Raw genomic sequence first — 18,796 nt, forward strand, 5'->3', positions numbered from 1 at the left:
TAGAAAATAACTCAGTTAACTGCAGTTAACGAGCATGAACAGTTATCATTAATTTTCACAGCAAACTTACGCCTTAACATTATGCTTATTTTACTATCTGATATGCCGGTTGTTAACGACTAGATTAAGTTACTATACGGCTGACATGAAAATGCGTTAAGTCGATCTTCAGTACAGCCACAGCTAAGTTAACTGAATGATTGGAAGCAATGACAATAGCTAGCAAGCGTTTGTTATTGTCTGCGCTTAATAACTATGATTATGACCATTAAACTTTGAAAAGTAGTTTGTTGAGCAATGTTACTTAAGCTGGGATAAGGAGCAAATAAAAAAGAGCAACTAATTAATCACGTTGCTCTTTTTTTGCATGATATGAATATGTTAGCCGTTATAACTGCTGCGCTATCCAGTCCATGGTTAACTCTTCAAGCAGCGCCATAGGTAAACTACCATTTTTCAGCATTTGGTCATGAAAAGCTCTAACGTCGAACTTATCGCCTAATGCTTGTTCCGCTTTCGCCCGCAATTGACGAATTTTGATTTCACCAATTTTGTATGACAAGGCTTGCGCTGGCCAAGTAATATATCGGTCAATCTGGCCAATAACATCAGCCATACTTAAAGCGGTGTTCTTGGCTAGATAATCGATCGCTTGCTGACGGGTCCAACCTTTGGTGTGAATGCCAGTATCGACCACTAAGCGACAAGCACGCCATGCTTCATAGGTTAAGCGACCAAAGTCACTGTATGGGTTTTGGTAAAAGCCCATTTCCTTGCCTAAACGTTCAGAATATAACCCCCAACCTTCACCATAGGCGGCGTGGTATAAAGTTTTACGAAACTCGGCCATATCAACTTCTTGCGCAATAGCACTTTGAAAGTGATGACCGGGCTCTGCCTCATGAAAGGTTAATGCCTCTAAGGTATATAAAGGTTGGCTTTTTAAATTTTTAGTCTCTAAAAAGTAGGTGCCGGATGTGGTACCACTGCCATCAGAGGCAACATAGTAGGCTCCACCGTTTGGACTGGATTTAATGTCAAAAGTTGAACGGGGTAATACCGAAAACCATTTCGGTAATTGTGCCGCCATTTTACGGGTGATATAGCTGGCTTTTTCCAGCATATCCATCGCACTATCGGTGTAAAATTGCTTATCGTTACGCAAAAACGCAATAAAATCTTTAAATTCACCCTTAAAGTCCACAACTTTAATAATTTGCTGCATTTCTGTACGTATGCGACTGACTTCATCTAGACCTATTTGATGAATTTCATCAGCCGATAAATCCGTGGTAGTGTAATACTCAATTAAGTATTGGTAGTATGCTTCGCCGCCCTCAACACTGCTAATGCCAGCAGTGTTCCGACAGTGGGTCATATATTCTTGGGTGAAAAAGTCATAAAAAGCTTGGTACTCGGGTAAAACAGTCTCTTTAATCAAGGTTTTTACTTGCTGGCGATATTGCGCTTGCTCTGTTGATGAAATGACTGTTGGCATATTCAGCATGGGCGCATAAAAAACACTGTTTTTTACATCAGCGACTAAATGCTTACTGATTGATTTTTCGTAGCCTTTAAAGCTTTCACAGTAATGGGTATGACCTAAGTCAATGGCTTGTTTTAGATCAACTATATGTGCTTGGTTATAACGTGGATAATCCGCGAGACTGATTAAATAATTACTATAGTCTTGTTCGGTTAAAAATGACATGTTGGCTGGAGCGCCGGCAAAGTAACTATGAAAGCCTGAATAATAGGTTAATGGATAAAGGTGATCTTGAAATTGATAACTTTTTGCTTCCGCTTCGCGTTCATATTTAAATAAACGATAGCTGACCTGATCAGCACCTGAGAGTTTATTAACATCAATATCTTCAATACGCGTTAGCAATTCATTATTGTATTTTGACCGACGTTCGCGGCCATTTACTGACATTTCAGGTAACTTACCCTTCATGCGAAAGGCATCAGGATCTTTTCGAAAAAACACTTGTTCTTGATTTGCCCTTTGCCAATGCTCATTGAGTAACTGTCGAAACTGTTCACTGGTTTGGTTGGCAAACGTGCTGGTTGCGCTGAATAAGCCACAAAGTAATAATACTGCAGCACTTAACGGTTTTAGTTTCATACGAAGCCTTAATTTTGGGGTGATATTATTGTTATTAATGTAACGCTATATTCTAATGAGCTCAATTTTTTTGTATGATAAAGACAATTGGCAGTACTGAGGGGCATGATGATCAGATTATCAAAAACTGGCTGGAATAATGTCATTATCATTCTAGTAATGAGCTTTATTTTATTGATTAACACCACGAATAAAAAAATTTACTCGCCAGATGAAAATACTGAGGTCAATAGCGATCAAGAGGTTGCTTTAGTCGGATCGCAAAATATTATTTTAACGATCGATATAAGTAATGTAGTAACTATTGAGCGGATAGGCCGAACTTGGCGGGCAGTTCCGGCCAATATTTCCGGCCAAGCATTAGCACAAATGATGGTGTCTTGGCAGCAAAGTAGCGGTGAGACTATGGCCCAAGCCCCGATAGTTGATCGACAATTTTCGCTAGATGTTAAGCTCGACATTGCCGGCCAACCACTGCCATTACAGTTAATTTTTTATGCCACAGAGCAGCAATTATTGATCTTTAATCAAACATCAGCACAATGGCTTGTTATGCCAATAGCTATGTATGGGCAATTGTTTCCAGCAGAAATTTTTACTAACTAACCTTAGTTTCATTCACCTTAACCTTTAACCAATGTACCAGAGGTAGTAGATTTTATGAGAAAATGTGCAATTTTATCCATGGACAGTTTGGCAAATTTTGAAGCTTATGATTGTTTAATTGATCAGCCAATGCTTGCTTTAGGCTGGCAAACCGAAGTAATTTCCTGGCGTAATAGCAGCGTAAATTGGTCCGACTATGCCGCAGTTATTATTCGTAGCCCATGGGATTACCAGGATGACATGGAAAGTTTTCTCAAGGTACTGTCGGCTATTGATCAATCAAGCGCTCGGTTAGAAAACAGCTTGAATGTAGTGCAGTGGAATATTAATAAAAACTACTTAAAAAGCTTAGCCGCTGAACAAGTAACTATTGTACCGACATTATGGCCACAGGCTTTTGACCCTGACAATATGTTGGGATATTTTAACCATTTTGCTACCGAGCAAATAGTCTTAAAACCGCGAGTCAGTGCCAATGCGGATAATACATTTTGGCTAACAAAAGACACTTATCAAGATCAAGTCGCTGAGTTAAGTCAAGCGTTTGCAAAGCGAGAGTTAATGGTGCAGCCTTTTATGGCTGCTATTTGCCAAGAAGGTGAATTTTCGTTGTTTTATTTTAACGGCCAGTACAGTCACACTATATTAAAAACCCCAGCCCAAGGTGATTTTCGTGTTCAAGAAGAGCATGGTGGTGGCTTGTTATCGGTAATGCCTGAACCATCGTTATTGGTAGCAGCAAACCATACAATGCAAGCTATCAGCAAGCTCCATGGTGAACTACTCTACGCCCGTATTGACTTTGTTCGCTATCAAAACACCTTTGCCCTAATGGAAGCTGAGTTAATTGAGCCTTCACTTTATTTTAATATGGACGATGCCTCAGCACTCCGCTTTGCCAACGCTTTTGATACTCGTATGACAGCGTTCACGGCTACCGCATAAGACATAAATAGCAAAGCAATAAAAAAGAGGCCATAGCCTCTTTTTTATTTACCGGATGAACAGTCAGTTTTTTATATCAAACAAAACTAAGTTACTACATCCATCTCGGCACGGATTAACTTACTTTAAGGTTAGTAAGTGATTTACTAGCTTGACATAATCTTGTTCAAAATTATTTCTATCTAAGCCAGCCGGATCAACACGGTATTTACCATTAACAATCACAGTAGGTACTGCGGTTAAAGCACCTTTATTGGCAAAGTAGTCTTGCTGTTTCTTCATCGCATTGGCTTTGCTGACCACACTAAAGCTTTTCATTAACTTATCGAATTTTTCACCATCAGCACCGTTTAGTACGAAAACATTTCGGATATCTTTTTCTGAAGTAAATACCGCTTTTTGAATATGGATGTAATTAAACAGTGCACCAATAATTTTCTTCTCTAAACCCATTTGGTGGGCAACAACAACTGCTTTACTTAACATTTGTTGTACTTTAGGTGAGGCAGCACGCAAAAAGTCTACATGGTTCATTTCAAAGTCCGCATCTGCTGGTATGGCGGTTTTTAACGTCGCCATAAAGGGTTCAAATTTAAAACAATGTCCGCAATAAAAAGAGAAAAATTCACGTACTTCAGACTTCGCAGAAACGTCTTCATTCACTTTAGTGTAATGCTCACCTTCAGTATAATCTGCTGCGAATGAGAGTACGGGTAATAACATTAAAGCGAATAAGCTCACTAACTTCTTCATAAAATTACAATTCCTAATTATTAATAAATCAAAATCAATAGCACTATGTGTGCTTAATAACCTAGCAAACTTAGCGGTGGTTGCTGTAAGGCTGACATTTGCTCTTTAAGCATCAAAATTTGTTGTTCCCAATATTTTTCAGTATTAAACCACGGAAAGTTACGAGGAAAAGCAGGGTCTTGCCAACGTTTACATAGCCATGCCATATAATTAACTACTCGCATAGTACGCAATGATTCAATTAAAGGCAATTGATTGGTTTCAAAGCGATAAAATTCATTGTAGCCCGTTAATATGGTATCAAGTTGTAATAACTGCTGCTGGCGATCACCACTAAGCATCATCCAAATATCTTGCACTGCCGGCCCCATACGACAATCGTCAAGGTCAACAAAGTGTGGCCCAACATCAGTCCACAAAATGTTACCGGCATGACAATCACCGTGCAAACGGATCTGCGACTTAGGCTGATATTGCTGACTTGCAATGGTAATTACTTGTTCTAAAATAGTGAAAAAAGGCAAGCTTAAGCCAGCAGGAACAAAGTTAGAGCGTTCAATAATAAGCTGTGCTTGCTGGAGCATTTCTTCACTATTAAATGTTGGCCGTTCGCTAAAACTTTTTTGCGCAGCAACAGCGTGAATTCGACCTAAAAATCGGCCCATCCACTCCAGTTGGTCTAAGTTATCAACCTCAAAAATTCGGCCACCACGACAAGGAAATATAGCAAACTGATAGCCTTTGTATGAAAACAAAGACTCGCCATCAATTTTCATTGGTGCCACCAAAGGCAGCTCACTTGCATCTAATTCAAAAGAAAAATCATGCTCTTCCCTAATTTGTGCTTCTGTCCAGCGTTGTGGCCGATAAAACTTAGTCACATATTTAGTGTTAGCCATGTCATGAAATTGATAAACACGATTCTCATAACTATTTAATGCCAACAAACCACTATCAACCGTTAAACCTGTGCTTTCTAAACCGTCTAGAATTAAATCAGGTGACAACGAGGTAAAATCAAATACTGACATTAGCGTTTATTAAAGAAGCGGCTTTCGTGTTCAAGCTTAACCTCATCCGTCTCAGATACTAATTCAAGCACAAAACTTATATCTGTCATATAGTCTTCTAATTCCTTAGGGGCGACCGAAAGGCTGATCGGTAAAGTATAGACTTTAGCCGCTTTAACAAGTACCTCTTGGTCGCCGTTCCATTTAGTATTGTTAATACCCTTTACTGACAGGCGATAACGATTATCTTTTTGTGACTTATTGAGAATCTTTAGGGTGTAAACATTCTCAATATCACCATTAAAGTTCTCTTTGGCTAACTCATTTCTATCGCGAATAATTTCCATTGATACTGGCACTCTGTTAACCATTTCTAACACCAATAAGCTGGTCATCACAAATAATACGATGGCATAACCAATAAGTTTAGCACGGACAAAGTGCACTTTTTTCCCTTCTAACTCATGCTCAGTGGCATGACGAATTAAACCTTTATCGTAGCCCATGCGATCCATAACACCGTCACAGGCATCAACACAAGCACCACAATTGATACATTCATATTGTAAGCCATTACGAATATCAATACCGGTAGGGCAAACCTGAACACATAAATTACAGTCAATACAATCACCTAAACCAATATCTTTTGGTACGTCTTGTCTAGTACGTGGACCTCGGTTTTCACCACGTTTGGCATCGTAAGAAACAGTTAAGGTGTCTTTATCAAACATCGCGGATTGAAAACGGGCATACGGGCACATATGTAAACACATAATTTCTCGCATCCAGCCGGCGTTACCGTAAGTACAAAAAGCAAAAAACCAGACGGTTGCGGCTAAGGCAAACGAGGCCTTGAAAGTGAAAAAATCAACAAAAACCTCACGCATGGGGGCAAAATAACCGGCAAAGGTTAGCGCGGTTAAAACAGAAATTAAGCCCCAACAAAAGTGTTTTAGCGCTTTACGCCAAAACTTATTGATGTCCATTGCTTGGCTGTCGAGTTTTTTACGCTGGTTAGCTGTGCCTTCTATTTTTTCTTCAAACCAGATAAATATAAAGGTCCAAACCGTTTGAGGGCAAAGATAACCACACCAAACTCGCCCTAAAAAGGTGGTAATAAAGAACAACAAAAAAGCACTAAGAATTAAGAGCCAGGCCAATAGTGTGAGATCTTGTGGCCAAAGCGTGACACTCCATAGCGTAAAACGTTGTTCGCTAATATCAAACAAAATCGCTTGGTGGCCGTCATATTGTAACCAAGGTAAACCAGCAAATAGCGCTAAAAAGAAGAAATTCATTTTTTTACGTAGTTTTTGAAATACACCCTTTACTTTGCGAACATAGATTTGGTCACGAGGTTTATAGGTATCGCTTTTGGCGGGCTGATGAATTTGAACATTTTTAATCGGAATATGCTGACTAACGTTAATGTTTTTATCTTTTGATTTCAAAGCGGATCCTTTATGTCGGTAATGCCGAGTAATTATAACGGATTCGCACTCATTACCCATCAAAAAAATAGCATAATATTGCTTTGTTACTACCAAATTGATTACTCTAGCGTTATTAGCATGACATTTAGCCCAAGAAAACAATAATACTATTGGTGATTGGTTAAATAACAGTAGCAAGTTGCTGGTTATTTGTACGCACATATGATTGTAAGGCAAGATATGAAAAGACTATTGATCTTGATCGTGGCCACCGCGTTATATTTTCATTATTATCCTAATGAAAAACTAAACCGCTGGATATTTAAGCAAAAGCAAGTTGTACTGAGTTATTTTTCAGAGGTGACTGACACCAGAGTACGGTTAAAGTCTGATAAAATATATCAAGATTTATCGCGTGACTTTAGTCACTTCACTAGCCAAGAAATAGCTTACGTGGCAGAAATCACCAGTAGCCGTGAACAGGTAAAAAAGTTTAACGAGCAATACTGTAGCAGTAAAAAACAAACGCCAAAACTACAGCACGATAATTTAGCCCGGGTGTGTCGAGCCATCAGCAAATATAGCAATTTATTATAATGAGCTGCTGTAGAGCTTTTATCGACTTGGACAAATTTTCAACTGGAGGTCGAACAGCTAGCTAATATCCGTTTCATTAATTAGTGGGCTACTTTACATGCATAAAAATATATGCAAAAAACAGTCAATTATAAGGCATTTATTTAATCACTCGTTAGGCTAATAATTAAATAAATAACACCATAGTGGCTTGTTTTAACCCGTAGAAATAATCAGAAGATGAGCAATATTGTTATCATAGCCAAGGGATCAAGACGATTGTGAGCCAAGCTAATCGCCTAGTTAACCTTAAGCGAAATAATTAAGCTGAAAGCTTAGCTAATAAGATCGCAAAACTATCTGCACTGGCTTGTTCTAAAGCATGTCCTGCACCTTGGATCACCCAATGACCATTGACCATCACATCTAAAACTGGGTTACTTTGGCTTGCAAAAATAACACTGTCGAGTAAGTGAATATCGTCATGGGCAAATAAACGTAATCGCCTATCATCCAGGACCAATAAATCAGCTTGTTTACCAATAGCCAATGCGCCGGTATTACTGTTGGTGCTTTGTGCACCTCCGGCGGCGGCTTTTTGCCATAAATTAAGCCCAACAGATTTTTGCTCGCTGGTGGCTAACAGGGCACGTTGTTGCTTATTTAAACGTTGGGCATATTCAAGCCAGCGTAATTCTTCGATTGGATTAACCGAGATATGGCTGTCTGAGCCAATAGCAAAGGTGCCATTGTCTATTAAAAATTCACTGGTCGGGAATATACCATCACCTAAGTTAGCCTCTGTGGTTGGGCAAATTCCGGCTATTGCTTGGCTAGCAATAATACCTTTGCGTTCTTGTTCATCGATATGTGTGGCGTGAATTAAACACCAATGCTGGTCTAAATCTGCATTATTGAGTAACCACTGCACCGGCCGTTGACCATAATGAACTAGACAGTCTGCTACTTCTTTTTGCTGTTCTGCAATGTGAATATGAATTGGCGCTTGCGCATCAAGTGCTCTAACATGAGCCACTGCCGCTAAGAGCGAATTTTTATCAACCGCGCGTAAAGAATGTGGCGCAATACCGACATTGCAATTAGCTTGTGATTTGGCGAGCGCAAAACAATCAGTGACTAAATCATTAAACTGCTCAACTGAATTAATAAAGCGCTTTTGTCCGTCAGTCGCAGCTTGTGTGCCAAAGCCGCTGAATCTATACAGCACAGGCAATAATGTTAAGCCAATACCCGATTGCTGAGCCGCGGCAAAAATAGCTTGGGCCATAGTGGCGAGGTTTTGATGATTTTGGCCGTCAATATCATGATGAAGATAATGAAACTCAGCAACACGGGTGTAACCCATTTTCAACATTTCAATATAAAGCTGGCGCGCAATTACCTGAACATCTTCTGAGCTTAATTGCCCCAAAAATTTATACATAATATTACGCCAAGTCCAAAAACTGTCTTGACCTTCGCTGCCTTGTTCACTAAAACCGGCAAAAGCACGTTGAAAAGCATGAGAGTGACAATTGACCATACCAGGTATAACCACACCATTAGCACGTTCCGCACCTGCGATATATCCAGCGGTAATATTAGTAATCACACCTTGATCAATCGTCAACGTTTGTTCGTTAGCCCAACCATCAGCTAATAAGATTTTTTTAGCAAAAAGTTTCATCGATACATTCCCTTACTCAGTGGCGTTTTGGGTTTTAGTGTTAATGGCAGTAAAACTTATCAGCGTATTAACCAATGCAGCAAGTTTAGGTTGCACTTGCAACGCTAAGCTTTCGTTATAAGTCATGGCTTGCTCATTCATATAGGTATGCTGTGAAAGCTCTAATTGAATAGCATGAAAATTATTATTAGGTTGACCGAATGCCCGCGTAATATAACCACCTTTAAAGCGACCATTACAGACCATAGTGTAAGGTGTGTAATCTACATCCGCTAAAGCTACCATGAGTTCAGGAGCACAACTTTTTCCATCAGCATTACCAAAATTAAAATCAGGTAATTGTCCCTGAAAAAACCTTGGTACATGCGAGCGAATAGAATGTGCCTCAAGCAACACGGCTTGACCAAATTCAACTTTTATTGCTTGCATGGTTGAGCTCAAGGCCTGATGGTAAGGTTGCCAATAATCTTTAACGCGAGCCGCTATTTGTTCAGTACTCGGTGCACAGCCTGTTTGATATAAAGGTGATAAATCAAATGCTGTGGTGGGACAAAGTTCAGTATTATTCGCACCCGGGTATAAATCAACACCATCAGGATCACGATTTAAGTCAATCACATAACGGTTGTATTTAGGAATTAATATATAAGCGCCAAGCTCTTTTGCAAATGCATATAAACGCTCCATATACCAGTCAGTATCGGCAACTTTACGTCCTTTGGCGGTCATTATCTTCGCAATATCTGTGGGTATTTTTTCGCCATTGTGTGGCATGCTAATGAGTAAAGGCACAGAGCCTTTAATTAAGGTGTAACTGTTTGACATGCAAACCCCTCAAATTGTATATACAACTTTATTGCGCTTAATTTACCACTTTGCCGATAAAACAGGAAATTATTTCTATTGATAGCATCGAATTTATTTAGGCCATATGTGCTAAGTTGAGCAGTGCAAATTGACCCGTGCCGATAGTGACCGCCGCCTAATTAAATGTATTGATGCAAGCCACTAAAATTGCTTAATATCAGTGGTTACTTTTATCCATCGATTTTATTAATCGATTTTATCAATCATGAAGTGCAATATTAATCACTTTATTTAAAGTCGGACTTATTCGATAATAGCAACATAGTCAGCGACAACATTATTTTAGAAACTATAAACGGAGCCATTATGTTAGAAAACAAAGAGCAACAAAAAGTCCCTAATGTTACTTTCACATTAAGAGCCAATGACGAGTGGACAACGCGCACTAGTGACGAAATTTTTAGTGATAAAACGGTAGTGGTTTTTTCGCTGCCCGGTGCTTTTACACCGACCTGTTCATCTTCACATTTACCACGTTATAACGAATTAGCACCAAAACTGTTTAAGAATGGTGTTGACGAAATTATTTGTATGTCAGTCAATGACACCTTCGTGATGAACGCTTGGGCAGAACACCAAAATGCAGACAGCATTAGCTTTATTCCTGATGGCAACGGCGAATTTACTGATGGCATGGGCATGTTAGTTGATAAAGCCGCTGTAGGTTTTGGTAAGCGTAGCTGGCGTTATGCGATGTTAGTTAAAAATGGCGTCATTGAAAAAATGTTTATTGAGCCTGATTTACCCGGCGACCCATTTGAAGTATCTGACGCCGACACCATGTTAAATCATATTAATCCGTCAGCCTGTCAAACATCAGCGATTGTGGTTTTTAGCAAGCCGGGTTGCCCACATTGCAAAAATGCAAAAGCATTGTTAAATGAAAAAGGCTTAACATTTGAAGAGTTAGCAGTAGGCAAAGATGTTAACTTAACCATGTTTAAAGCGCTAACTCATGCAGACACCGTACCGCAAATTTTTATCGACGGACAACATATTGGTGGCAGTGAAGCATTGGCGGCTCACTTGAATTAATAGTGACGCAAGACTAAAGCTGTTGGATTTAGCTTAACGATTAAAAAACGACGCCTTAGCGTCGTTTTTTATTTTTTACTTTCGTCACCAATAGTGTCATTAATCCAGTAGGCATTAGTCTACGTCATGATAGAATAGTGTTTAAACTGTTAAGGCCAACAATATGGATCACCAACCCTACAACCCATTGCACGGAGTCACGTTAAAAATTATCGTTACTCAATTAGTTGATCATTTTGGTTTTGATTATCTCGGTAAAGAAATAAAAATTCGTTGCTTTACTGATGATCCTAGCATTAACTCAAGCTTGAAGTTTCTCAGAAAAACCCCTTGGGCCAGAGAAAAAGTTGAAGCACTTTATATTCAACATAAAACCAAACTTGATAACGAAGACGACTCGGCTTGAAATAGCATGAGCATATCGCACAAAAGTATTGAACAACATGATAATAAAATGCCAAACTGCTGAGATATAAACACCATAACGTCTAAAACATGAAAAACACCCATCACTATATTCTTACTTGGCAGTGCCCTGATACTTCAGGCGTACTGGCAAAAGTCAGCCAGAGTTTATTCGAACACGGGGCCTTTATTACTGAAACTAGCCAATACAGTGATCCCTATACCGATACATTTTTTTCACGCATTGCTTTTGATGATAGAGAACTGACCGTCAGTTTTTCAGCATTCAGTCAAGCTATTGATTTATTAGCCAAACCGTTAAATATGCATTATCAACTTAGAGAAAAAGAGAATTTTCCTAATGTCGTTATTGCCGTCTCTAAAGATGATCACTGCTTAGTGTCACTATTAACCAAATGGAAAGCGGGTGTCTTACCGGTCAATATTGTCGCTATTACCTCAAACCATCAAGATTGTCAGGCACTTGCCCAATGGCATAATGTTCCCTTTCATTACTTGCCGGTCAATAAAGATAATAAAGCACAGCAAGAGCAGGCATTATTAGCTATTTATCAGCAGTATAATGGTAACTTATTGGTGCTTGCCCGTTATATGCAAATATTATCAGACGAGCTTTGTCGTAGCTTACGTGGCCAAGCGATTAATATTCATCACTCTTTTCTGCCCAGTTTTAAAGGCGCAAAGCCTTATCATCAAGCGCATAAACGTGGCGTTAAAATTATTGGCGCTACGGCACATTATGTCACCGCAGACCTAGACGAAGGGCCGATCATTGTTCAAGAAGTAAAACCGATTAACCATGCTTTTACCATTGAGCAGATGGTGCATCTGGGCCACGACTTAGAAGCCATCGCCTTATGTAATGCCGTAAAAATGCATGCTGAGCAACGTATCTGCATCAATAAAGATAAAACCGTTATTTTAAGTTAATCGCCAGGGCAATAGCTAGTCGCTAAGGCTTACTTTCAAGCTGTTTTATTCAGTTAACTCTGCTACATTGGAGCACAAATATCTTGTTAACATTTGTGCGCCAATATGATCCAATATCAAATTTCCCCCCTTAACCCAAATAGTCATTTATTTGAGGTCTTATTGTCATTTAAAAGTACCCCAGGCCAAAGCTACACTTTATCTTTACCCGCCTGGTTACCCGGTAGTTACATGATCCGCGATTTTGCCAAAAACATTACCGAAATTTGCGCGTTTGACAGCAATGAACAAGCCATTAGCTTAAGTAAAGTTGATAAACAAACTTGGTCATTGCAGGCCAGCAATGAACAGGTGCAAGTGCGCTATCAAGTTTTCGCATTTGACTTATCCGTACGCACAGCTTACCTAGATAGCCAGCGCGGATTTTTCAATGGCAGCTCAACATTTTTGCAAGTACAAGAGCTGAGCGAGCAGGCATGTGAGCTCATCATTCATCCCTCAACGTTAGCTGAACATAGGCAATGGCAAGTGGCGACGGGTTTACCACGAGCGCAAGCCACTACAAAATACCAATTTGGTGAATATATTGCGGATAATTACCAACACTTAATCGACTGCCCAGTCGCTATTGGCGACTTTGACAGCACTGAATTTACGGTAGAAGGGGTAGTGCACCATTTAGTATTTACCAGTAAGCACTACGGCGATACTCAGCGTTTGGCTGCTGATATTAGCAAGTTATGCCAACATCACATTAGCTTATTTGGTGAAGCACCTTTTCAAGAGTATTGGTTTATCACTCATTTACAAGCGAATGGTTTTGGTGGCTTAGAACACAAAAACTCTACTATTTTACAAGCCAGTCGCTTCGACTTACCCAACCCACAACAAGCAGCAACAGTGCTAAATGAGGACTATAAAAGCTTCTTAAGTTTATGTTCACATGAATATTTTCATGCTTGGAATGTTTGTCGCATAAAACCGAAAGAATTTGTCCCTTACAACTTACAAAAAGAAAGTTATACCCAACAGTTATGGGCCTTTGAAGGGATAACATCTTACTACGATGACATTTCACTTTATCGTAGCGGCTTAATTAACTTTGAAGACTATTTAACTATATTAGCAAAAACAGCCACGCGGGTTTATCGCGGTAGTGGTGAATTAAAACAAAGCGTCACCGCTTCAAGTTTTGATGCTTGGACCAAGTTTTATCAACAAGGTCCAGATGCGGTTAATAACATTGTCAGTTATTACACCAAAGGTGCTTTAATTGCTTTATGGTTAGACTTAATTATTCGCCGAAAATCAAACAACCAGCATAGTTTAGACACCTTAATGCGAGAGTTATGGACTCACTTTGGTCGCACCAATATCGGTACCAGTGAAGCTGACTTTATCAACATTGCTAACCTGCTATGTGGTGAAGATATTTCATCAAGCTTTAAGCACTATTTATACAGCAATGAGCGTATTGACTTAACCGCTGAACTGGCAACGTATGGCGTTGAACTGCAAAAACAAAAATTCAAAAAATTAAACAGTCTCGAAACCACACCTGAAATGCATTACCACGGTTATTTAGGTGCACAATATAAAGTACAAGCGTTTGGCTTAACCATTACACAAGTACTGGAAAATTCACCAGCAGCCAAGGCGGGTTTCGCGGTTAACGATACGCTGATCGCGATAGATAAAATAAAAATGACTGAGCAATCAATACAAGCCCTATTTGATCATTTACCAGCAGGCAGAGAGCTAACCTGTGATTTTTTTCGTGATGACCAACTGCTGAGCTCAACATTGAAAGTTACTGACTCACCATTAGTGGGTATCGCCTTTAAAGTGGTTGATGACAACTTAGTAAAACGTTGGCAGCATATTTTACCAAAGGGGTGAATTAGCTTTGTAAACCCCTGTTGTAAACTAAAGCGTACGTAATTACTGACAACATTTGGCGACTAAACTCGCCAGAAAATTAGGGCGCATTATCGAGTTATGGTAAAAAATAACTCATTCGCTTAACTACTCACTTAAGTAATAATATTATGATTAATGTAAAACGTTTGCACCATGTGGCTTATCGATGTAAAGACGCAAAAGAAACCGTTGATTGGTATGAAAAACATTTGAATATGGCACTTACTGTCGCCATTGCCGAAAATGAGGTACCGTCAACAAAAGCACCCGATCCCTACATGCATATATTTTTAGACGCCGGTATGGGCAATGTGTTGGCCTTTTTTGAGATCCCCAATTCTCCTGATATGGGCCGAGATGAAAATACCCCAGAATGGGTACAACATATAGCATTAGAAGTTGAAAATGTTGACGCGTTAATTTCAGCAAAAAGCGATTTACAAGCACACGGCTTAGACGTTTTAGGCCCAGTTAATCATGGTGTATTTAAGTCTATTTATTTCTTTGATCCTAACGGCCACCGCTTAGAATTAGCCGCTAATATCGGTACCATAGAACAATATGCAGAACTTAAACGGGTAGCGGCATTAATGGTTGAAGAATGGTCACAAACTAAACAAGCGCCAACCCATGCAGCTTGGTTGCATCACCTAGACGACTAAGGCATAAAAACAGCGCTACAAGCCTCTATTAACGCAAGATTTCGTCAATAGGGGGGAGAAAAACATTGCCATTTGCCAACTTTGATAAACATTAAGCCATGTAATTCCATGTTAAAAAATAAATTACACTTCTTAACAAATAATTACAATTAAAAACAAAGACTTGCTAAGGGTTAGACTTTAGTGCAATAAATAAGCGAAAAAATAGCTTGAAGCTTTACTCAACTCACGTACAGTATGGCTGGCTACATAGATAGCACTCAACAAAATGGATAGCATTTGCACGGAAAGCAATAAGCGTTAATTAACGCAGTATATTATTTAAAATATGGATTGTTTACTAAAACTCAGGATGAGTACTGAAATATTTAGCCCAAAAGGGTATCAGGGATAGCCCCAAAAAGTGTCAGGATGACCGAAAAAAATAAAATTTAGTACAAAATAATAATAACAATAAAAATAAGATTAAAAATTATAAAGTTCACATGGATTGTAACAAAAGGCTAGGACAGCCACTTAAGAGTCGGAACTATAGATGTTGGCTTATGCTGCATTTCTTCCCAAAAGCGACGTTATTAACGTCGCTTTTTTTCTTTCTATCGCTGTTTAGCGTAGAATGACGTAAAATGAAAGCAATTGTTTATTATTTTAAGTTATTACTATGTCTCGTACTAAAAAATCACGCAAACCGGGTACCGGTTCTCTTGGCATCGTTAAAGATGACAACAAAAAATTAGTCGCACCCACACCTCGCAGAGCAAAGAAAACAAACGGTAAAGAGCCGGGTAACCGCCAAAAAGAGGCCAGCCCTGTCATGGTTAATGGCCAGAACTCTGGCAAAAACAAGGATCCCCGCATTGGTAACAAAACACCTATTGATTTAGGCAAAAAAGTAACTGCGCCGATCAAAACTAAACCAACTAAAAAAGTGCAAGACAACTCACCCATTGCAGCAATTCGTGTCGTTGAAGCCAGTGAGTCATTAGCCGAGCAATTAAGCCGTATTGAACAAGATCCTAGATTGCTTGAAATACTTGAAAAGCAAGATGATGACCTAGAACTAACAGCAGAAGATGTTAGTTATTTCAATACGTTAATGGAGCAACATGAAAAAATTAGTCAAGCATTAGGTCTTGATGATGAAGATGAAGATGAAATTGTAGCACCCAATAAAAAGTCAGACTCTGAAGATGACTTATGGGACAAGTTCGATAAAAGTGATTTATCAAAATTTTAATAGGAGTATTTAATGCTATCCAACCCTTGGGTATACCTAGCTTTATTAGCCATCGTTATTATTGGTGTATTAGCAGTCGTAGCCACTAGGCTGCTAGGCCAATTAAAACGACAAAAGCTTGAGCAAGAGCAGAAAAAAGTAGAGCAGCAACAAGCCCTACAGCAGCACGATAAAAAAATTATCTCCAGTGTTATTATTATCGTACGCGCGATGAAAGAAGAACAATGCGACATAGGAGAGGGTTGCTGGCGCTTAAGTGTATTGCTAGATTCATTAAAGTTAAGCCAAGACTTAAATGTACAATTTCCAGCCGTATTCAAGTTTTATGAAGCGATAAAACATATGCCTATTTTAGGGGCACGTAAAAAACTTGATAAACAGTCTCGTATGAGACTTGACTTAGAACGCATGAAACTTGAGGCAGAAATGGCAGAAGATATTCGCCAAGATATCGATTTACTGCACCAATACGCTAATGAACGAAATAGTGTGCTAAGCGAGTCCTCAGTTTAATTTAGCTTTTATAAAACTTAGGCTTTATCAAACTTAGCTTCAAATAATAAAACGGTTAGCTTACTACTAACCGTTAAAATTGCACCGTTAAGCTAAGATAACAATTAATCAAACCCGTGATAAATAACTCTAAGTGACAATGAAACCGTCAGCATTGATCTTGAGCAATGTTTGCGCGGCTAGCTTATCTATAATAGCGTCAAATAGATAAGCTGGAATACTGATGCAAGCAGCTCAATTTTTTGATAGCACACTCTTAAAAAAATATAACAGCAATGGCCCTCGATATACTTCATACCCAACCGCATTAGAATTTCATGATCGATTTAGCCATGAAGATTTATTGCCCATGCCAAGCAAACTGGCTTCAAAGCCATTAATATTGATTTGATCTACGGCCTACTGACATCAAACTTTAGAGACCCTTACTCGTACGCTAAACAAAGCCAATGAAACGGATGTCGACCGTATTTCATTGTTTAGTTACGCCAATATTCCCTCTCGCTTTGCCGCCCAGCGTAAACTCAAAGATGAATGGTTACCTAACGCAGATGAAAAATGGTCTTTGATGAAATTAGCCATTGAAAAGCTATGTAATTTTGGCTACGACTTCACCGGTATGTACAACTTCGCTAAGCCTGGAAATAAACTGTCAATTGCCCAAAAGTCTGGTGATCTACAGCGAAAATTTCAAGGTTATACCACCAAAGGCAGTTGTGACTTACTCGGTTTAGGGCTGTCGTCAATTAGTGCTATTGGCCACAGCTTTAGTCAAAACACCAAAGTGTTACAACAACTACAAAGCCATACAGACTCAAGCACACGCTCAGGTAAAAGGTGTCAGCTTATCTCAAGACGATATTATTCGTGGAGAAGTGATTCGCGAGTTGATGTGTAACCTTTATATCGATAAAAATAAAATTAGCCAGAAGTTTGCTAGTAATTTTGATGAATATTTTGCTAAATACTTGCCCTTGCTGCAAAGCTTTATTAATGACGGATTAATAATTATTACTATTAATGAAATTCGGGTCGAGCAAAAAGCGAGATTGCTAATACGTTATATTTGTATCAGTTTTTATGCCTATATGAAGCAAAATCTAAACCAACAGTGTTTTTCACGGGTTATTTAAGTTAGCTTTCTAGTTGGCCTAAACTAAATCGATGTTTGGCGCTAAAAAATACTAATTCTGCGCCGTGACCAGCGTTATTTTCACAGGCTAAATCTACCCATTGATAATAAACATTACGATGCACCTTCGCCTGCAAATTTTGTCTGACCGTGACATATAAACCACCCTCTTCGGTAATTTCTAGTGGATGTTCAGCATTTAAGATAAAGCTGTCGTCTAAATTGGTCGTCACTTGCATACTGGTTTTCTGTTCATCTAACCATTGCCATTGCGTTAAAATAAAGGGCGCATCAGCAACCACGATGCCAACCTTTTCGACAGGCGTGACTAAAAAATAGCGTTTATCTTCTTTTTTTAATACTGAGGCAAAGAGCTTAACCAAAGACAAACGTTTAAATACCGTGCCGTTGTAAAACCAACTACCATCTGACTTTATTTCTAAATCAATATCACCACAAAAAGGAGGATCCCATAGTTCAACTGGTGGCATTTTTTTCACATTACCCGGTTGTGAATCAGAAATTTGAGCAGAAATTTTTTCTAATGACATAATAGTTATCCTAATGACTGACTTACCTAATAGTAGCAAGTTAACAGTGAAACTTAAAATAGCCACATAAGTAAGTGTAGTTATCCGCTTATTTACCGCGTCTAAAATCATTAGACGCTAGTGTAATCTTTCGCTAATGCACTCAATAGCGATTATACTAACTGATAATTGTTTACCCGCACCATAAAATTCAACAAAAGTAAGTCGAAAGGCAATATTTTGCTTGTCATGTCACTATAAAATGCAATACAATCCTCGCGCCTTACCACTAGGCGCTTTCAGTAATATCAGTGGTGGCTATAGCTCAGTTGGTAGAGCCCCGGATTGTGATTCCGGTTGTCGAGGGTTCAAGTCCCTTTAGCCACCCCATTCTTATACCCTT

The 18,796-nt window shown here is 39.0% G+C and carries 20 protein-coding genes and 1 tRNA gene; 14 read left to right on the forward strand and 7 right to left on the reverse strand.

Annotation, left to right across the window (positions count from 1 at the left end; all coding sequences use genetic code 11):
• Positions 1-388: 388 nt before the first annotated feature.
• Positions 389-2,128, reverse strand: a complete 1,740-nt coding sequence (locus H4J46_RS13380) for a DUF885 family protein (protein WP_182233946.1) — start codon at positions 2,126-2,128, stop codon at positions 389-391.
• A 108-nt stretch (positions 2,129-2,236) separates the two neighbouring features.
• Here H4J46_RS13380 and H4J46_RS13385 point away from each other — a divergent pair, with 108 nt between their 5' ends.
• Both H4J46_RS13385 and H4J46_RS13390 read left to right on the forward strand, forming a co-directional pair.
• Complete coding sequence (locus tag H4J46_RS13385; RefSeq protein ID WP_182233947.1) at positions 2,237-2,734, forward strand: hypothetical protein; 498 nt, start codon at positions 2,237-2,239, stop codon at positions 2,732-2,734.
• 54 nt (positions 2,735-2,788) lie between these two features.
• Positions 2,789-3,679 (forward strand): RimK family alpha-L-glutamate ligase, encoded by an 891-nt coding sequence (locus tag H4J46_RS13390; protein WP_182233948.1) that lies wholly within the window; start codon positions 2,789-2,791, stop codon positions 3,677-3,679.
• A gap of 120 nt (positions 3,680-3,799) precedes the next feature.
• Here the strand turns inward: H4J46_RS13390 and H4J46_RS13395 are convergent, their stop codons facing one another.
• Genes H4J46_RS13395 through ccoG form a run of 3 tightly spaced genes read right to left on the reverse strand, consistent with a single transcriptional unit; the run spans position 3,800 to position 6,896 of the window.
• Complete coding sequence (locus tag H4J46_RS13395) at positions 3,800-4,432, reverse strand: thiol:disulfide interchange protein DsbA/DsbL (RefSeq protein ID WP_182233949.1); 633 nt, start codon at positions 4,430-4,432, stop codon at positions 3,800-3,802.
• Between the two features lie 53 nt (positions 4,433-4,485).
• The gene (locus tag H4J46_RS13400; RefSeq protein ID WP_182233950.1) at positions 4,486-5,463 is read right to left on the reverse strand and encodes a serine/threonine protein kinase; all 978 of its coding nucleotides are present in this window, start codon (positions 5,461-5,463) and stop codon (positions 4,486-4,488) included.
• A complete protein-coding gene (ccoG, locus tag H4J46_RS13405) occupies positions 5,463-6,896 on the reverse strand; it encodes a cytochrome c oxidase accessory protein CcoG (protein WP_259365842.1) in 1,434 nt (477 codons plus the stop codon). The genes H4J46_RS13400 and ccoG overlap by 1 nt, the downstream gene beginning before the upstream one ends.
• A gap of 222 nt (positions 6,897-7,118) precedes the next feature.
• On the opposite strand from ccoG, the gene H4J46_RS13410 reads away from it, so the two are divergent.
• Complete coding sequence (locus H4J46_RS13410) at positions 7,119-7,475, forward strand: hypothetical protein (RefSeq protein ID WP_182233951.1); 357 nt, start codon at positions 7,119-7,121, stop codon at positions 7,473-7,475.
• A 301-nt stretch (positions 7,476-7,776) separates the two neighbouring features.
• On the opposite strand, the gene H4J46_RS13415 is transcribed toward H4J46_RS13410, so the two are convergent.
• Together H4J46_RS13415 and hutG are read right to left on the reverse strand one after the other, a co-directional pair.
• The gene (locus H4J46_RS13415; RefSeq protein ID WP_182233952.1) at positions 7,777-9,141 is read right to left on the reverse strand and encodes a formimidoylglutamate deiminase; all 1,365 of its coding nucleotides are present in this window, start codon (positions 9,139-9,141) and stop codon (positions 7,777-7,779) included.
• Positions 9,142-9,153: 12 nt separating this feature from the next.
• The gene (hutG, locus tag H4J46_RS13420) at positions 9,154-9,966 is read right to left on the reverse strand and encodes an N-formylglutamate deformylase (RefSeq protein WP_182233953.1); all 813 of its coding nucleotides are present in this window, start codon (positions 9,964-9,966) and stop codon (positions 9,154-9,156) included.
• A 348-nt stretch (positions 9,967-10,314) separates the two neighbouring features.
• On the opposite strand from hutG, the gene H4J46_RS13425 reads away from it, so the two are divergent.
• From H4J46_RS13425 to H4J46_RS17710, 10 genes are all read left to right on the forward strand, one after another.
• Positions 10,315-11,043: a glutathione peroxidase gene (locus H4J46_RS13425; RefSeq protein ID WP_182233954.1), complete on the forward strand. Its 729-nt coding sequence runs from the start codon at positions 10,315-10,317 to the stop codon at positions 11,041-11,043.
• A 163-nt stretch (positions 11,044-11,206) separates the two neighbouring features.
• The gene (locus tag H4J46_RS13430; RefSeq protein WP_182233955.1) at positions 11,207-11,449 is read left to right on the forward strand and encodes a VF530 family DNA-binding protein; all 243 of its coding nucleotides are present in this window, start codon (positions 11,207-11,209) and stop codon (positions 11,447-11,449) included.
• An 89-nt stretch (positions 11,450-11,538) separates the two neighbouring features.
• A complete protein-coding gene (gene purU / locus H4J46_RS13435; RefSeq protein ID WP_182233956.1) occupies positions 11,539-12,399 on the forward strand; it encodes a formyltetrahydrofolate deformylase in 861 nt (286 codons plus the stop codon).
• Between the two features lie 105 nt (positions 12,400-12,504).
• On the forward strand, positions 12,505-14,298 hold the full coding sequence (locus H4J46_RS13440) for a M61 family metallopeptidase (protein ID WP_182233957.1): 1,794 nt from the start codon (positions 12,505-12,507) through the stop codon (positions 14,296-14,298).
• 149 nt (positions 14,299-14,447) lie between these two features.
• Positions 14,448-14,981: a VOC family protein gene (locus H4J46_RS13445; RefSeq protein ID WP_182233958.1), complete on the forward strand. Its 534-nt coding sequence runs from the start codon at positions 14,448-14,450 to the stop codon at positions 14,979-14,981.
• A gap of 661 nt (positions 14,982-15,642) precedes the next feature.
• Positions 15,643-16,218 carry a Der GTPase-activating protein YihI gene (gene yihI, locus H4J46_RS13450; RefSeq protein ID WP_182233959.1) on the forward strand — a complete coding sequence of 192 codons (576 nt, stop codon included), beginning with the start codon at positions 15,643-15,645 and terminating at the stop codon, positions 16,216-16,218.
• Positions 16,219-16,230: 12 nt separating this feature from the next.
• Positions 16,231-16,731, forward strand: a complete 501-nt coding sequence (locus H4J46_RS13455; protein ID WP_182233960.1) for a DUF2489 domain-containing protein — start codon at positions 16,231-16,233, stop codon at positions 16,729-16,731.
• Between the two features lie 223 nt (positions 16,732-16,954).
• Positions 16,955-17,122 carry a hypothetical protein gene (locus tag H4J46_RS13460; protein WP_182233961.1) on the forward strand — a complete coding sequence of 56 codons (168 nt, stop codon included), beginning with the start codon at positions 16,955-16,957 and terminating at the stop codon, positions 17,120-17,122.
• 84 nt (positions 17,123-17,206) lie between these two features.
• Complete coding sequence (locus H4J46_RS17340) at positions 17,207-17,629, forward strand: hypothetical protein (protein ID WP_259365843.1); 423 nt, start codon at positions 17,207-17,209, stop codon at positions 17,627-17,629.
• Positions 17,622-17,864, forward strand: coding sequence for a hypothetical protein (locus H4J46_RS17710; RefSeq protein ID WP_404851795.1), 243 nt, complete (start codon positions 17,622-17,624; stop codon positions 17,862-17,864). Before H4J46_RS17340 ends, H4J46_RS17710 begins: the two co-directional genes overlap by 8 nt.
• A 1-nt stretch (position 17,865) precedes the next feature.
• Here the strand turns inward: H4J46_RS17710 and H4J46_RS13470 are convergent, their stop codons facing one another.
• Entirely contained in the window at positions 17,866-18,414 is a 549-nt protein-coding gene (locus tag H4J46_RS13470; RefSeq protein WP_182233962.1) for a DUF1285 domain-containing protein, read from the reverse strand.
• Positions 18,415-18,707: 293 nt separating this feature from the next.
• Between H4J46_RS13470 and H4J46_RS13475 the strand changes: the two genes are divergently transcribed.
• Positions 18,708-18,783, forward strand: a tRNA-His gene (locus H4J46_RS13475).
• Positions 18,784-18,796: the final 13 nt, after the last annotated feature.

This window comes from Colwellia sp. MB02u-6 (genome assembly GCF_014077095.1).
GTDB lineage: Bacteria > Pseudomonadota > Gammaproteobacteria > Enterobacterales > Alteromonadaceae > Cognaticolwellia.

Coding starts and splice junctions, on each gene's coding strand:
- H4J46_RS13380 (WP_182233946.1), bottom strand. CDS start 2,128: ATGAAACTAAAACCGTTAAGTGCTGCAGTATTATTACTTTGTGGCTTA.
- H4J46_RS13385 (WP_182233947.1), top strand. CDS start 2,237: ATGATCAGATTATCAAAAACTGGCTGGAATAATGTCATTATCATTCTA.
- H4J46_RS13390 (WP_182233948.1), top strand. CDS start 2,789: ATGAGAAAATGTGCAATTTTATCCATGGACAGTTTGGCAAATTTTGAA.
- H4J46_RS13395 (WP_182233949.1), bottom strand. CDS start 4,432: ATGAAGAAGTTAGTGAGCTTATTCGCTTTAATGTTATTACCCGTACTC.
- H4J46_RS13400 (WP_182233950.1), bottom strand. CDS start 5,463: ATGTCAGTATTTGATTTTACCTCGTTGTCACCTGATTTAATTCTAGAC.
- H4J46_RS13410 (WP_182233951.1), top strand. CDS start 7,119: ATGAAAAGACTATTGATCTTGATCGTGGCCACCGCGTTATATTTTCAT.
- H4J46_RS13415 (WP_182233952.1), bottom strand. CDS start 9,141: ATGAAACTTTTTGCTAAAAAAATCTTATTAGCTGATGGTTGGGCTAAC.
- hutG (WP_182233953.1), bottom strand. CDS start 9,966: ATGTCAAACAGTTACACCTTAATTAAAGGCTCTGTGCCTTTACTCATT.
- H4J46_RS13425 (WP_182233954.1), top strand. CDS start 10,315: ATGTTAGAAAACAAAGAGCAACAAAAAGTCCCTAATGTTACTTTCACA.
- H4J46_RS13430 (WP_182233955.1), top strand. CDS start 11,207: ATGGATCACCAACCCTACAACCCATTGCACGGAGTCACGTTAAAAATT.
- purU (WP_182233956.1), top strand. CDS start 11,539: ATGAAAAACACCCATCACTATATTCTTACTTGGCAGTGCCCTGATACT.
- H4J46_RS13440 (WP_182233957.1), top strand. CDS start 12,505: ATGATCCAATATCAAATTTCCCCCCTTAACCCAAATAGTCATTTATTT.
- H4J46_RS13445 (WP_182233958.1), top strand. CDS start 14,448: ATGATTAATGTAAAACGTTTGCACCATGTGGCTTATCGATGTAAAGAC.
- yihI (WP_182233959.1), top strand. CDS start 15,643: ATGTCTCGTACTAAAAAATCACGCAAACCGGGTACCGGTTCTCTTGGC.
- H4J46_RS13455 (WP_182233960.1), top strand. CDS start 16,231: ATGCTATCCAACCCTTGGGTATACCTAGCTTTATTAGCCATCGTTATT.
- H4J46_RS13460 (WP_182233961.1), top strand. CDS start 16,955: ATGCAAGCAGCTCAATTTTTTGATAGCACACTCTTAAAAAAATATAAC.
- H4J46_RS17710 (WP_404851795.1), top strand. CDS start 17,622: ATGTGTAACCTTTATATCGATAAAAATAAAATTAGCCAGAAGTTTGCT.
- H4J46_RS13470 (WP_182233962.1), bottom strand. CDS start 18,414: ATGTCATTAGAAAAAATTTCTGCTCAAATTTCTGATTCACAACCGGGT.